The sequence below is a fragment of the Mammaliicoccus vitulinus genome (genome assembly GCF_029024305.1).
Lineage (GTDB): Bacteria > Bacillota > Bacilli > Staphylococcales > Staphylococcaceae > Mammaliicoccus > Mammaliicoccus vitulinus.
Window position 1 is genome coordinate 2,330,940 of sequence record NZ_CP118974.1, and the last position, 13,307, is coordinate 2,344,246.

Consider the following 13,307-nt stretch of genomic DNA (forward strand, 5'->3'; position numbering starts at 1 on the left):
TGGTATAGTAACTATTTACACACTAAAATCTACTCAATTAAGCCTTTCTTTTCTTCATAAATATTGGTAATACGATGATCAACACACTAATTGTTAAAAGGATTGCTGTGATTGGTGAATGTAATAGTGAGAAATAATCTCCGTTATTAAGTAATAGATGTCTTCTTAATGATGTTTCCATTAATGGTCCTAATACAATACCTAATATTAATGAAGCTATTGAGAAATTAAATACTTTCATTAAGTAGCCTACTACTCCAAATAGAAGCATTATCCAAACATTTAATAAATCATTATTTGTCGCATAAGCGCCTAGTAGTGAAAGAATGATAATAAATGTTGCGATGATACTATAAGGTGCTGTTAGTAATAATGTAAATACTTGTATACCTGCTCTTCCTGCTATTAAAGTCATCACACTCGCAAATAGCATCGCTAGAAATATCGAATATAATAAGATTGGTTGATCTGAAATTAATTGTGGTCCTGGTTGCACACCATGTAGAATAAGTGCCGCTAATATAACGGCAGTTGTTGGACTACCAGGTATACCTAATATAAGTGTCGGTATCATTGAACCACCAGCTGCTGCATTGTTAGCTGTTTCTGGTGCTACTACACCTTCTTCTTTACCTTTACCAAATTGTTCTGGATTTTTATCTGTTTTCATAGCAACACCATAACTTACAAATGATGCTATCGAACCGCCTGTACCTGGTAATATGCCAATCACACTACCGATAACAGCTGATTTTAAAGCAGCCCATTTATATACAAAAAAGTCTTTAAATTTAAATGTGCCTTGAGAAGCATTTGATGATGAATCTAAAGTATTGGTATTCTGATTTGTAATTTGTGAAAATACCTCTCCTAAAGCAAATGCGCCGATCATAATAGGTATATAATCAATTCCGTTCATTAATTCTATCTTATTAAATGTGAACCTATCCGTTGCTGTTAAAGGATCGATTCCTATTGTTGAAATAAAAATTCCAATCAGACCAGATATAATCGCTTTAACCATATTATTAGTACCGAGAGATGAAATAACGGTCATCCCTAAAACGGCTAAAGCAAAATATTCTGAGGAATGTATTTTAAATGCAAGCTGTGATAGTAATGGTGATAGAAAAATCATTAAAAATACAGCGAATACGCCACCAAATGCCGAACTACTTATTGCTAATCCTAATGCCTTTTTAGATTCCCCTTTTTGTGACATTGGATAACCGTCAAAAGTCGTCGCGACTGCTTCTGGCGTTCCTGGTGTGTTAAATAAAATGGCTGTTATCGAACCGCCATAAGCAGATCCTACATAAATTGTTGATAGTAACGCAATTGCTGGTATGACATCTAAAAAATATGTGAATGGTAGTACTAATACGATTGCCATTGAAGAGCCTATACCTGGTAATGCCCCTAAAAATATACCTACTACTAGCCCTAAAATAATCAACATTAACGTTGTAGGTTCTAATATAGTTAAAAAAGAATCTTTTAAGATTGTTATGTTCATTTTTCACACCTCCGTTATTTAATATAGGAAACTACTAATTTCAGAAAAGAAGCCAAATCCTCTTGGCAAAGGTATATTCAATACATTTCCAAAAAGCACTGTAAACAGTATTGGTATACCGATGGAAAAACTGATGATTGAAACTTTGTTTTTTGCTCCTAAAAGTATTAATAATAATGGTGTCAAAAATAAACAAGATAAGAAAAACCCTATTTTATTGATAACTAAAATAAATATAGTTATGGAAATTATTAAACACATGATAATTAATAAAGATTTATTAAATAGTGATGTCTGTTTAATTTCCTTTTTATTTTGCTTATATTTAACGATTTCTTTAACTAATGTATAGAAAAGCAGTAACACAAGGAAAAATAAAGCGAAAGTCGGTATTCCAGAAGGACCTATCGGATCAACCTCTCTTAAATTTTCCATGTTTATTGAATTAATTAGAAAGTACAAAAATACAATAAATAATATGAAGCTAAATATGATACTCCCCATGAATATCCCCCTCTGTTCTCAATTATTTGATATCTAAATCTTCTGCAATTTCATCAAACTTTTCATATTCTTTATTTAATTTTTTACCAAATTCATCTGGTCCAAGGTATCCTTCACCTATGTCTACTAAATTATCAGATGCATACTTTTTATACTCTTCAGTTTCATATGCGTCTTTTATTTTTTTGTTTAAGTCCTTCTTAACATCTTCTGGCACGCCCTTTTTAACAACGAATCCTCTCCAAGATCCTATATCAACATCTAACCCTTTTTCTTTTGTTGTCGGTACACTTTCAAATTCAGGTATCTCATCAATTCTTTCATCATTAAAAATAACGAGCGGTCTCACTTTTTTAGATTTAGCATAATCTACAACATTTACTACTTTGTCCAGGTATACATCTACTTCACCACCAAGTGCGGCAGCTTTGACTTCTGATCCTGAAGTATACGGTGTAAACCTCATATCTATACCTGCTTTTTTTGAAAAGTCGTTTGTTGCAAAGTCATCTAATCCTGTTGAACCTGCTCCACCGACTGTGATTTTATCTTTTTTACCTTTTTCAATTAAATCATCATAATTTTTTATAGGGCTGTCTTGCGAAACTGACAATACATAAATATCACTTTGAATTTGTGCGAGCGGTTCAAAATCATCTAAAAGTTTCACTTCTTTACTTTTATTTAAGTTATCAGAAATGACTTGTGACGGTGTAATTTCTAAAATGTTGTACCCATCATTATTTTGTTGATACGTGTGTAACATGCCTATTAAGCCGCCGCTACCATCTTTATTAACTGGCTGAAAATTAGCATTTGAATTTTTATTTAACACTTGAGAATATTGTCTTACAAAAGAATCACTTGCACTTCCCTCTCCAAATGGTATGACAATATTAATCGTTTTTTTAGGGAAATTATCGACTTCATTCTTTTCGTCTTTGCTTTTCGTATCACCTTTAGCACTACAACTTGCTAATAATAACGTTAATACAATTAAGATTATCGACTTCTTTTTACCCATGTTCTCCCTCCTTATCTATTAAATATTTAGGAACGACAGCAGTGCCTTCCATAATTCTTCTAGCTGTACGTCCTGTGCCACCTTTTAATAACTTGTAATCGCTTTCATTTTTCTGTAAAAAAACTTCTGCTGAAATTGTTCCATTTGGATGTCCAATATTGATGCTATTACCAGTGGTACTTTCACAAACTAAATGTGGGATTGTACCAGGTATTTGGCATGCAGTTGCTAAACAGATCGAACCACTCACAGCAAATGCTGGATGTAACTTACCCATAGAAATGTATCTGCCTATAATATTGTTATTTTCTTTTTTATTGATTATACCTAGTTCCGTCTTATAATCTTTAGGCGGACTCACTAATGTTATTTTAGGTAATGCTTCTAATTCTGGATTGATTTTTTCATACTTGTTAAATATACCTAATAAAATACCAACTTCAACGCGTAATTTTTCAATTTCTTTAGAAACATCCGGTTTATCAATCGTTTGTGACAACTCATAGCCTTCGAGTGAAAAATCACTTGCTTGTACAAAAGCGACTATGTTACCAGTATCTAAAATACTTACTTCAAATGTTTTTTCATCAACATGAATTTCATCTATTACATTGCCCGTCGGAAAAAGTCTACCCGTAAATGCACCTGCTGGATTCATAAAACTCACTGTTATTTTTGCTCCAGTGCCTTCTACACCTGATATAGAAAAATCACCTTTGTTTTCAACGTTTCCATCTTTTATAGGAATCAAGACTTCCATTATTTTGTTCGTATTCGTATTTAATATTTTAACTTTTGTTTCACCTTCGACTCTTGGGACTAAACCTTCTTCAACTGCATATAGTCCTACTGCTGATGCCATGTTTCCACATGTCACATTGTAATCAATGCTCTTCTTATTTACACCAACTTGTCCAAACGTATAGTAAATATCACTTTCATTTGTACTTGATATCCCCACGATTGCGACTTTGCTCGTAACAGAAGTTCCGCCACCTATACCATCAATTTGGCCATTTGGAGAGCTGCCATAAATTTTTAAAATAACTCTTTCTCTCGCTTCATGATCTAGGGGTAAATCACTATCTTTAAAAACTAGACCCCTACTTGTTCCCCCTCTCATTAACACGCAAGGAACTCTTAAACTTTTTATATCCACGTTATGACCCCCCTAAAATTTATTGAAATATTCAGTTAACTTATTTAAAGTATATAAGTGGATAGTCGATAAATAAAATATTACTTTTTTATGTTTGAGCATAAAAAAATTTTATGGCAAATTTAAAAGAATGAGGAGAAATTCATATGGATAGCATGGATTGGGAGATATTAAGAGCATTATTTAAATATAAAAACATTACGCAAACAAGTAAAATTTTGAGAATATCACAACCAGCAGTAACTTATAGAATCAATAAGCTTGAAGAAGAATTTAACGTGGATATTATTAATAGAAATCAAAAAGGCGTAGTCTTTACTTCACCAGGAGAAATCATTGTAAAATATGCGCTCTCAATGATAAAAGATAGTCAAAAACTAAAAGAAGAATTAATCAACCAAGAAAACAAAGTACAAGGTACATTGAGATTAAGCGCGTCTAGTATTTTTTCAAGATATCAATTACCTAAAATATTATCAGAATTCAGTCAAAAATATCCTTTAGTAGAATTTGATGTCAACACCGGTTGGAGTGAAGAAGTATTTAAGTCAGTCCATAACGATTACTCGCAAGTCGGCATTTTAAGAGGTGATTATAGCTTTTCATCAGAAAAAATAAGACTTATGACAGAAAAAATTTATATCGTATCTAAACATCCAATATCGATAGATGACTTACCACATTTACCAAGAATTTATTATAATACTGACACTTCACTAAATAAATTGATCGACGATTGGTGGATAGGAAGATTTGTAGAACCATCATCAATTGCAATAAAAGTAGACAATATGGAAACAAGTAAAGAATTCGTACAACACGGCTTAGGATTTTCTATTTTGCCAGATATATTACTCAAAAATAATCAAGACTTACATAAAATACCTTGCCTAGATCAAAATGGAAATGCCATGATCAGAAATACCGATATGATATTAAAAGAACAATACTTATCAAATAACGTCGTTAGAGCATTTTATAATTTTATGAAAGAGAGAAAATTAGAATTCGATTGATTTAATATATATGGTGTAGGAGAGGTGTCGGGGGCAGGATTGGTTGGGATGGGTGATGGTATTGGACATCGAATTTGAAGTAATTCTTGGATTAACTTCGGACTTAACTCACGACTTTGGCTTTGTCTTGGATTAACTTCGGACTTAACTCACGACTTCGGCAATATCTTGGATTAACTCCTGACTTAACTCACGACTTCACTCATTTTTTATAAAACGTCCTAATTTCATCTAATTTAATCTCATCTCCTCAATTATTCCATGCCATCTTACTCAAACTCATCAAAAAAGGAACCTGATCTTTGTCAGGTTCCTTTTCCTACTACTTCAGCTCTGGCCAATAGTCTTTATTAGCTTCTATTAGATCATCTAGTATGTTTTTTGCGACGGATGCGCTTGGTACTGTTCGAGATAGTGTAAGTGCTTGCCATAATTTCTGGTAAGATTGTTCTTCATAAGCTTCGACGGTTAATTTTTCTACGCCTACTTGTTGTTCCATTAAGCTTTTTTGGAATCTTGGTATTTCTCCTACTGATAATGGCTCCTGTCCTTCACTACCGACTAAACATGGTATTTCAACCATTGCTGTTGGTTCAAAGTTTGAAATTGCGCCTTTATTTTCAACGATCATTAACATTCTTTCTTTCGTATTGAATGCGATTGCTCTTGCTAAGTCTACGATATAAGAAGCGTGCTCATCTATTGTGAGCTCAGTTCCTTCTGCAGTGCCTTTATCGATAATGTTTTGGCATTCTCCAAATACGAACTTTTCTCTTCCTGCCATGACTTCATTTGCTCTTGTGTAATCTTTGTTTGAATGTTCTACTACATAGTCTGGGAAGAAGTAGTATTTTAAATATGTGTTAGGCAATGTATGTTTATCTAATGCTTGGACGTCGCGCGCTTTTTTAAATGTATCGTTCCAGCTTGCTTCTTGTTCCATATCACTACCTGTATCCGTTGAATATCCAAATTTCTCTACGTGTTGAATGATGCTTGGCATTAAATCTTTACCTGATTTGTCTCTAATATCTGTCCACCAACCAAAATGATTTAATCCGTAATATTTAACGACCATTTCTTTTCTAGATTTTAAGCCAATATTTGTAGCCATTAGTTCTTCTATTCCTATTGGCATATCACAAATATTTAATATTCTTGAATTTGGTCTTAACTTTCTAGTTGCTTCTGCTACTATTGCAGCTGGATTTGAATAGTTTAACATCCATGCTTGAGGAGAATATTTTTCCATATAATCAACGATTTCAAGTACACCTGTTATTGAGCGCATACCATATGACAAACCGCCTGGCCCACACGTTTCTTGACCAACAACACCATGTTTTAAAGGAATCTTTTCATCTTGTTCTCGCATTGCATATTTACCGACACGGATATGTGCCATTACAAAATCTACATTTTCAAAAGCTGTTTTTGGATCTGTACTTGCTTGTAATTTAACGCCTGGCGCTCTTTCATTTAAAAGTATTTCACAAGCATCTGCTATAGTTTGTTGTCGCTCTTTATCATTATCATATAATTTAATGGTACCAATTGGAAAATCTTCTAAATGATCTAATAACATTAATATAATCCCTGGTGTAAACGTACTTCCACCACCTGCTATTGTAATATTAAATTTCTTCATTATTCATAACCTCCATATATTTGTTTAAATCATTGTTTCAAAAGAATCTCTTACTTGTGGAACACTAAGTCCAACGATAACTTGTACATTCGTACCACTTTTCGCTACACCGTGTGCCATTTGATTATGTGTAAAGTAATCATTATCTTTTACTAAGTTTGCATCATAGACTGTTACTCTTAATCTAGTCGCACAGTTTGTCACATCTTTAATGTTGTCTTTACCACCTAAACCTTCTAAGTAATAAATCGCTTTCGTATCATATTCAGATGCATTGGCATCAAGTTGCGTATCTGCATGATCTTTAGATTTATAATCTTCTTTTGTATAAAGTTTGGCATCACCATTATCTGGAATGCGTCCTGGTAATGGCACATTGAACTTCTCTATAATAATTTTGAAGACGAAGAAGTAAATGCCGACAAAGATGATTCCAATAATGAACTGAGCTATATACGTACTTCCATGATTAGAGAACAATGGAATCCAGTTGATTGCTGCGAGTTCTATTGCACCGCCTCCTTGAATACCTACTACGCCAAAGAGATACATGATTGTTACCATCGTTGCGCCTAATAAAGCATGAATTAAGAATAAATATGGTGCTATGAATAAGAACGTGAATTCTAATGGTTCAGTAATGCCAGCAAAAACTGCTGTTAAACCTGCTGGTAATACAAGTGCTAATACTTTTTTCTTATTTTCTTTAGGTGTTGAAGCATACATTGCTAATGCGATACCTAAACAACCGAACATTTTAATGTTACCTTGTAACAAGAATCCATAAGGGTACAATTCTTTAAGTGATTTAGTAGAATTCGAGAAATCCGTTAAATGCTCAATCCAGTATGGTTTTAAACCGCCATTTACAACAGCTGGTCCATATTCAAACGGTGTATAAATGAAATGATGTAAACCAGTTGGTATAAGAATTCGTTCTAAGAAATGGAATAACCAAACCCCTACAAACCCTGAATGCAACATCACACCTTGTAACGATGCAATGCCAGTTTGAATTGTTGGCCAAACCGCGCAAACGATAAATGCAATTGGGATCATCACAAAGAATCCGATGATCACTACGTATGGTAACCCTTGGAAAATACCAACCATTTCAGGAAGCTTTTTATCATAGAAACGGTTATGTATCCAAATAACAATAGCTGATATGAAAATCGCACCGATAATACTTGTATCTAACGTTTCAATTCCAGCTATTTCTTTAACACCCGTTAAGTTCTCGATACCTTTTGATAAATCTACGCCAAAAGTTTTTGGCCAAAGTGTCAATATAGCATTGATAAAATTGTTAAATACTAAATAAATCATTAAGGCAGCTAACGTTGCTCTACCTTGTGCTTTTTTAGCAAGAGAAATTGGTAAGCCAATAACAAACGCTAATTCCATATGGTCGAATATCGTCCAACCACCAGCTTCAATTAAGCTCCAAATTTTAAACCACATTGTGCCTTCATTTGCTATGTCGCCCATTATATTCGGATTTTTAAATAACGTTGCAAAACCTACAACAATACCAAAAAATGCGAACAGCAGAACTGGAACAATCATGGCACTACCAAATCGTTTAATTGCATTCATATTCTAACCCCTTTTCAACATCGATTTAACTCCACTTTAAAGGAAACGCTTACATTATCCAATAGGTTTGACATAAATAGAAATGACATAGTAAACTTAGATTATATTTTCATAACATGAAAATCTTTTCACTATGAATAATGGAGGGTTATAATGATATTGGATAAACTGATTAATGAGCATTATCAACGACTTAACGATAATGATATACATATAATACAAATGATTAATCAAAATATTCATCTGATTCATCGCTTAAAAATTCAAGAAATAGCTGATATTTCACACACTTCTATCTCTTCTATCCACCGTCTAGCCCGCAAGCTCGGATTTGATGGTTATAGTGACTTTAAAGCTTACATTAAATTAAACAGACAAGTTTCTAAGCCTTCTACTGATATTATTGAAAGTTTAGAACAAGATTTACAACAAACATTGAAACACTTAAAAATGATTGATTATGATTATATAAGTGAACAAATAGATAACTCTCCATACATTTATATATATGGAACCGGCGTTGCACAATTAAACGTCGCGAGAGATGCACAACGACACTTCCTTTCTATAAATAAAAGAGTAATGGTCATAAACGATGAAAGTGAACTTAAAATTTCAATGAATCAAATGAAAGAAGACGATTTAATCTTCATCATTTCTTTATCAGGAGAAACACCTCATCTTAAAGAAAATATTGAAATTATGCATACTCGCAACATAAGTTATATTTCAATTACAACGTTAAAAGATAACTACTTAGCTCAAAATGCACGTTATAATATATACGTAAACAGTTCACCTATAGAACTGTTCAACCAAATATCATATTCAAGTTTTTTACCTTATCACATTGCTTTCGAAGTCATCGTGCGCAAATTCAGTGAATGGAAACTTTCACACTAGGTAAAGCTACAATAAATATATTTTTATTAAGAATTATAGGAGGTTACATTATGAAAAAAGTATTCATAACAGGAGAAATACCAACTGAAGGCTTAAATTTATTAAAGGAACATTTTGAAGTTGATGTCTTTGAAGGGGAGAAGTTAATCACGAAAGAAATATTACTTCAAAAAGTAAACGATGTAGATGCTATCATCAGTCCACTATCTACAAATATAGATAAAGAAATTATCGATCAAGCCCCTAACTTAAAAATTATCGCGAACTATGGCGCTGGATTTAATAATATAGATATTAAATATGCTAGAGAAAAAGGTATTGATGTGACAAATACGCCAAAAGCATCAACTAACGCAACAGCAGATTTAACAATTGGCATATTGCTCGCTGCTTCTAGAAGAATCGCAGAAGGAGATAAACTATGTAGAACGACTGGTTTCAATGGATGGGCACCGTTATTCTTTAGAGGTAGGGAAGTCTCCGGTAAGACTGTCGGCATAGTTGGTCTAGGTGAAATAGGTTCAGCAGTAGCGAGACGTGCCAAAGGATTTGATATGAACATCCTATACACAGGGCCAAACAGAAAGCCAGAACAAGAAGCTTCTTTAGGGGCTACTTATGTCAGTCTAGATGAGATGTTAGCACAAGCAGATTTCATTACAATCAATGCTGCATACTCAGATGCGTTACACCATTTATTCGATAAAGACGCTTTTGAAAAAATGAAAGAAACTGCATATATTATCAATGCATCACGCGGACCAATCGTAGACGAAAATGCATTAGTAGAAGCATTAAAAGCAAACACTATCGAAGGCGCAGCATTAGACGTATTTGAATTCGAGCCGAAAATAACAGAAGCACTCAAATCAATGGATAACGTTGTACTTACACCACATATCGGTAACGCAACATTTGAAGCTAGAGATGAAATGGCAAGAATCGTAGCACACAATACCATTAAAAAACTACAAGGAGATCAACCAGACTTTGTAGTGAATGCATAAGCAACATAAAAGAAGCTCAGCCCCTTTTCTTTCGGGCTGAGCTTCTTTGATAACAATTGAATCGTTCCCCTTTATCATTCAATCGTTTCATATTAGAAAGCACAATCTATTTATTTTGTTGCATTTGCATGAGTTCATCAGCTGTAAATTGGACGTCTGTTCCTATAATGATTTGGATGTTTTTATCACTGATTACTTTATTTCCTAATGCGCCTGATTGTTTAATTTTTTCTTGATCAACTATACCTGTATCTTTTAAAGTTAAACGCAATCTCGTAGCACAATGATCAATCACTTCGATATTGTCATTACCGCCAATAGCTTCGTAAATAAGTTTTGTCTTATAAGAAACTTTTGCGTCACTATTACCCGTTGTTTGACCATCACTGTCTTCTTCAAGGCTAGGATCTTGTTTAACTGCTTCTTCCATCAATCCATCTCTACCTGGTGTCTTTAAGTTGAATTTACGTATAGCAAAATCAAATATTACGAAGTACACAACAGCCATTACGAGACCAAGCAGCAATAACATGAATGGTTTATTGGCAATTGGAATACTTAAGCTTAGTAAGTAATCAATTAAACCGGCACTAAATGTAAACCCTGCTGTCCATTGGAATGTTGCTGCTATGAACAGTGACACACCTGTAAGTACAGCGTGTATACCAAATAACATTGGTGCTGCTACTAAGAATGAAAATTCTAATGGTTCAGTAATACCCGTAACGAATGAAGCGATAGCCGCTGTTACCATTAAAGAACCTACGACTTTTTTATTGCGTTTTTCAGCATTTTTCCAAATTGCTAATGCTGCTGCTGGTAAACCGAACATCATAATTGGGAATAAACCAGCTTGATAACGACCTGTTATACCTTTTTCCCCATTGCTAGACCAGAAGTTAGCAATATCATTAATGCCCGCGATATCAAACCAGAATACTTGGTTTAATGCATGATGTAAGCCGAATGGTAATAATAAACGGTTAAAGAAACCGTATAAACCTGCACCTAATGGACCAAGTTTAGAAATCATTTCACCAAATGTAACTAATCCATTATAGACCGGTGGCCATATAAACATAAGTGCGATTGAAATAACCAACATAGCCGCAGCTGATAATATTGGTACTAAACGTTTACCACTAAAGAAAGCAAACGCTGTTGGTAATTTCGTATCTTTAAATCTATTGTAAATTGCTGCTGTTACTAATCCACAAATAATCCCGATAAACACATTACTTATACCTGTGAATGCCAAATCTACTTTATCTTCAGCAACGTGTAGAACTTTCGCCATTGATTCTGGCTTTAAAACTTCTGTGACAACTAAAAATGATACAAGTCCACTAAGTGCAGCTGCACCATTTTTATCTTTAGACATACCAAAAGCTAACCCGACTGCGAACAGAATTGGTAAATTATTAATAACTGCTAATCCACCATTTGCTAAGAAGTTAGCAACACTGTTTCCTTCCCCGTTAATTGCGCCAGAATCGATAAAAGACGCAATACCTAACAATAACCCTGCAACCGGTAAAATTGAAATCGGTAGCATTAGAGACTGTGCAAATTTTTGCATATAAGCCTTCATATTTTTCTCCCCTTATATAGTTGTTAAAAACGGAATCTCTATACCATGTTTACCACAAAATTCATTATATGTACATAATATATTAATTTTCCAAAAAATTTAAAAACTCAATCTTTTATTATTATTTTGAACATTTTACATGTTGAAAAATCCATAAAAAAACAAACCATTGGATGCTATCCAACGGTTTGTCAGGTTATATGCCTTATTTATTTATTTTTTTAACTACAGATGATTTCAATCCAATTTGACCAAATCCTGGTATTTTACAATCGATATCGTGACCGTCTTCAGGGTCTACTAATTTAATACCTTTTACTTTAGTACCTTGTTTGATTGCATTAGAAGATCCTTTTACTTTTAAATCTTTGACTACTGTAACAGTATCTCCATCATTTAATTCAACACCGTTTACATCTTTAATTACTGTATTATCGGCATTTGCTGTTTCTTCTCCATTAGCTGTCCATTCGTAGTTACACATTGGACAAATGTATGATACACCATCTTCATAAGTGTATTCTGAATCACATTTAGGGCAATTTGGTAATGTAGCTTCCATTTTTCAACCTCCGAGAGTTTATAATAATCTATATAATTTACCATAATTTCACTAATATAGATAATGTTTCTACCATTATATTTCAAATAATATTAAGGTCTCATCACAATATAAGAAGTGGCTTTTTTAATTTTGGCGTCTTTTTTATGATTTTCAAATTCATACATCTCAGCAAAATGTATTTCTTCGCCTGAATGACTGATGATTGTTCCATGTGTAGAAGCTTCTTTGCCATGTGTGAGCATAGATTTTATTTCAAGACTCGATACTTTTTGTAAGTGTTCTTTAACTTCATCTATAAAGGCCTCTTTACCGTTCAATTCAAATTCTCCTGGGACATTCCATACAAAATCATCCGTTAACCAATTACTAAGATATTTTTCATCTCCTATAGTTGATGCAATTACAAAATCTCGTACTATCCTTCTTTTAGGTGCATTATCACATTTTAAATCACCGAGTACGGTAAACTTTAAATGACGTAAATCATCATCCAATTTACTAAATGACAATCCTTCATCTTCCAAAGACTTTTTCAAAATACTTATCGCTTTTGGTCCTAGACCATGTAATTTCGACAAATTGTGTTCATCTAGTTTCGATACTTGCTCTAAAGTTGTCACGTTGATGTTGTTTAACGCGTTCGTAGCAGGCTGTCCAATTTTCGGTAAATGCGTCATATTGGTACACCTCCTTTTATGAAATGTCTTTACATTTAAAGCTCATTAATATACTTATACCCAAAATGATTAGTCTATTTCAATCTTTTTCCAAAATG

The 13,307-nt window shown here is 33.5% G+C and carries 12 protein-coding genes; 3 read left to right on the forward strand and 9 right to left on the reverse strand.

Annotated elements, in window-relative coordinates:
* Positions 1-37: 37 nt before the first annotated feature.
* Genes PYW35_RS11655 through PYW35_RS11670 form a run of 4 tightly spaced genes read right to left on the reverse strand, consistent with a single transcriptional unit; the run spans position 38 to position 4,203 of the window.
* Positions 38-1,516 carry a tripartite tricarboxylate transporter permease gene (locus PYW35_RS11655; protein ID WP_103322878.1) on the reverse strand — a complete coding sequence of 493 codons (1,479 nt, stop codon included), beginning with the start codon at positions 1,514-1,516 and terminating at the stop codon, positions 38-40.
* A gap of 18 nt (positions 1,517-1,534) precedes the next feature.
* Entirely contained in the window at positions 1,535-2,020 is a 486-nt protein-coding gene (locus tag PYW35_RS11660) for a tripartite tricarboxylate transporter TctB family protein (protein ID WP_103322879.1), read from the reverse strand.
* Positions 2,021-2,042: 22 nt separating this feature from the next.
* Positions 2,043-3,044, reverse strand: a complete 1,002-nt coding sequence (locus PYW35_RS11665; RefSeq protein WP_103322880.1) for a Bug family tripartite tricarboxylate transporter substrate binding protein — start codon at positions 3,042-3,044, stop codon at positions 2,043-2,045.
* Complete coding sequence (locus PYW35_RS11670) at positions 3,037-4,203, reverse strand: 2-methylaconitate cis-trans isomerase PrpF family protein (protein ID WP_103322881.1); 1,167 nt, start codon at positions 4,201-4,203, stop codon at positions 3,037-3,039. Before PYW35_RS11670 ends, PYW35_RS11665 begins: the two co-directional genes overlap by 8 nt.
* A gap of 146 nt (positions 4,204-4,349) precedes the next feature.
* On the opposite strand from PYW35_RS11670, the gene PYW35_RS11675 reads away from it, so the two are divergent.
* Positions 4,350-5,219, forward strand: coding sequence for a LysR family transcriptional regulator (locus PYW35_RS11675; RefSeq protein WP_103323397.1), 870 nt, complete (start codon positions 4,350-4,352; stop codon positions 5,217-5,219).
* Between the two features lie 322 nt (positions 5,220-5,541).
* Here PYW35_RS11675 and PYW35_RS11680 read toward each other — a convergent pair whose 3' ends face one another.
* Both PYW35_RS11680 and PYW35_RS11685 read right to left on the reverse strand, forming a co-directional pair.
* Positions 5,542-6,867, reverse strand: a complete 1,326-nt coding sequence (locus PYW35_RS11680; protein ID WP_103323398.1) for a 6-phospho-alpha-glucosidase — start codon at positions 6,865-6,867, stop codon at positions 5,542-5,544.
* 24 nt (positions 6,868-6,891) lie between these two features.
* Positions 6,892-8,466, reverse strand: a complete 1,575-nt coding sequence (locus tag PYW35_RS11685; RefSeq protein WP_103323399.1) for an alpha-glucoside-specific PTS transporter subunit IIBC — start codon at positions 8,464-8,466, stop codon at positions 6,892-6,894.
* Positions 8,467-8,619: 153 nt separating this feature from the next.
* Here PYW35_RS11685 and PYW35_RS11690 point away from each other — a divergent pair, with 153 nt between their 5' ends.
* Positions 8,620-9,369 (forward strand): MurR/RpiR family transcriptional regulator, encoded by a 750-nt coding sequence (locus PYW35_RS11690; RefSeq protein ID WP_016912552.1) that lies wholly within the window; start codon positions 8,620-8,622, stop codon positions 9,367-9,369.
* Between the two features lie 50 nt (positions 9,370-9,419).
* Entirely contained in the window at positions 9,420-10,376 is a 957-nt protein-coding gene (locus PYW35_RS11695) for a 2-hydroxyacid dehydrogenase family protein (RefSeq protein WP_103323400.1), read from the forward strand.
* 106 nt (positions 10,377-10,482) lie between these two features.
* On the opposite strand, the gene nagE is transcribed toward PYW35_RS11695, so the two are convergent.
* The 3 genes from nagE to PYW35_RS11710 form a co-directional block, all read right to left on the reverse strand.
* Positions 10,483-11,967 carry an N-acetylglucosamine-specific PTS transporter subunit IIBC gene (gene nagE, locus PYW35_RS11700; RefSeq protein WP_103323401.1) on the reverse strand — a complete coding sequence of 495 codons (1,485 nt, stop codon included), beginning with the start codon at positions 11,965-11,967 and terminating at the stop codon, positions 10,483-10,485.
* A gap of 205 nt (positions 11,968-12,172) precedes the next feature.
* Positions 12,173-12,529 (reverse strand): zinc ribbon domain-containing protein YjdM, encoded by a 357-nt coding sequence (locus PYW35_RS11705; RefSeq protein ID WP_016912549.1) that lies wholly within the window; start codon positions 12,527-12,529, stop codon positions 12,173-12,175.
* Between the two features lie 92 nt (positions 12,530-12,621).
* Complete coding sequence (locus PYW35_RS11710; RefSeq protein ID WP_103322840.1) at positions 12,622-13,209, reverse strand: nuclear transport factor 2 family protein; 588 nt, start codon at positions 13,207-13,209, stop codon at positions 12,622-12,624.
* Positions 13,210-13,307: the final 98 nt, after the last annotated feature.

Coding starts and splice junctions, on each gene's coding strand:
- PYW35_RS11655 (WP_103322878.1), bottom strand. CDS start 1,516: ATGAACATAACAATCTTAAAAGATTCTTTTTTAACTATATTAGAACCT.
- PYW35_RS11675 (WP_103323397.1), top strand. CDS start 4,350: ATGGATAGCATGGATTGGGAGATATTAAGAGCATTATTTAAATATAAA.
- PYW35_RS11710 (WP_103322840.1), bottom strand. CDS start 13,209: ATGACGCATTTACCGAAAATTGGACAGCCTGCTACGAACGCGTTAAAC.
- PYW35_RS11695 (WP_103323400.1), top strand. CDS start 9,420: ATGAAAAAAGTATTCATAACAGGAGAAATACCAACTGAAGGCTTAAAT.
- nagE (WP_103323401.1), bottom strand. CDS start 11,967: ATGAAGGCTTATATGCAAAAATTTGCACAGTCTCTAATGCTACCGATT.
- PYW35_RS11690 (WP_016912552.1), top strand. CDS start 8,620: ATGATATTGGATAAACTGATTAATGAGCATTATCAACGACTTAACGAT.
- PYW35_RS11685 (WP_103323399.1), bottom strand. CDS start 8,466: ATGAATGCAATTAAACGATTTGGTAGTGCCATGATTGTTCCAGTTCTG.
- PYW35_RS11665 (WP_103322880.1), bottom strand. CDS start 3,044: ATGGGTAAAAAGAAGTCGATAATCTTAATTGTATTAACGTTATTATTA.
- PYW35_RS11680 (WP_103323398.1), bottom strand. CDS start 6,867: ATGAAGAAATTTAATATTACAATAGCAGGTGGTGGAAGTACGTTTACA.
- PYW35_RS11660 (WP_103322879.1), bottom strand. CDS start 2,020: ATGGGGAGTATCATATTTAGCTTCATATTATTTATTGTATTTTTGTAC.
- PYW35_RS11705 (WP_016912549.1), bottom strand. CDS start 12,529: ATGGAAGCTACATTACCAAATTGCCCTAAATGTGATTCAGAATACACT.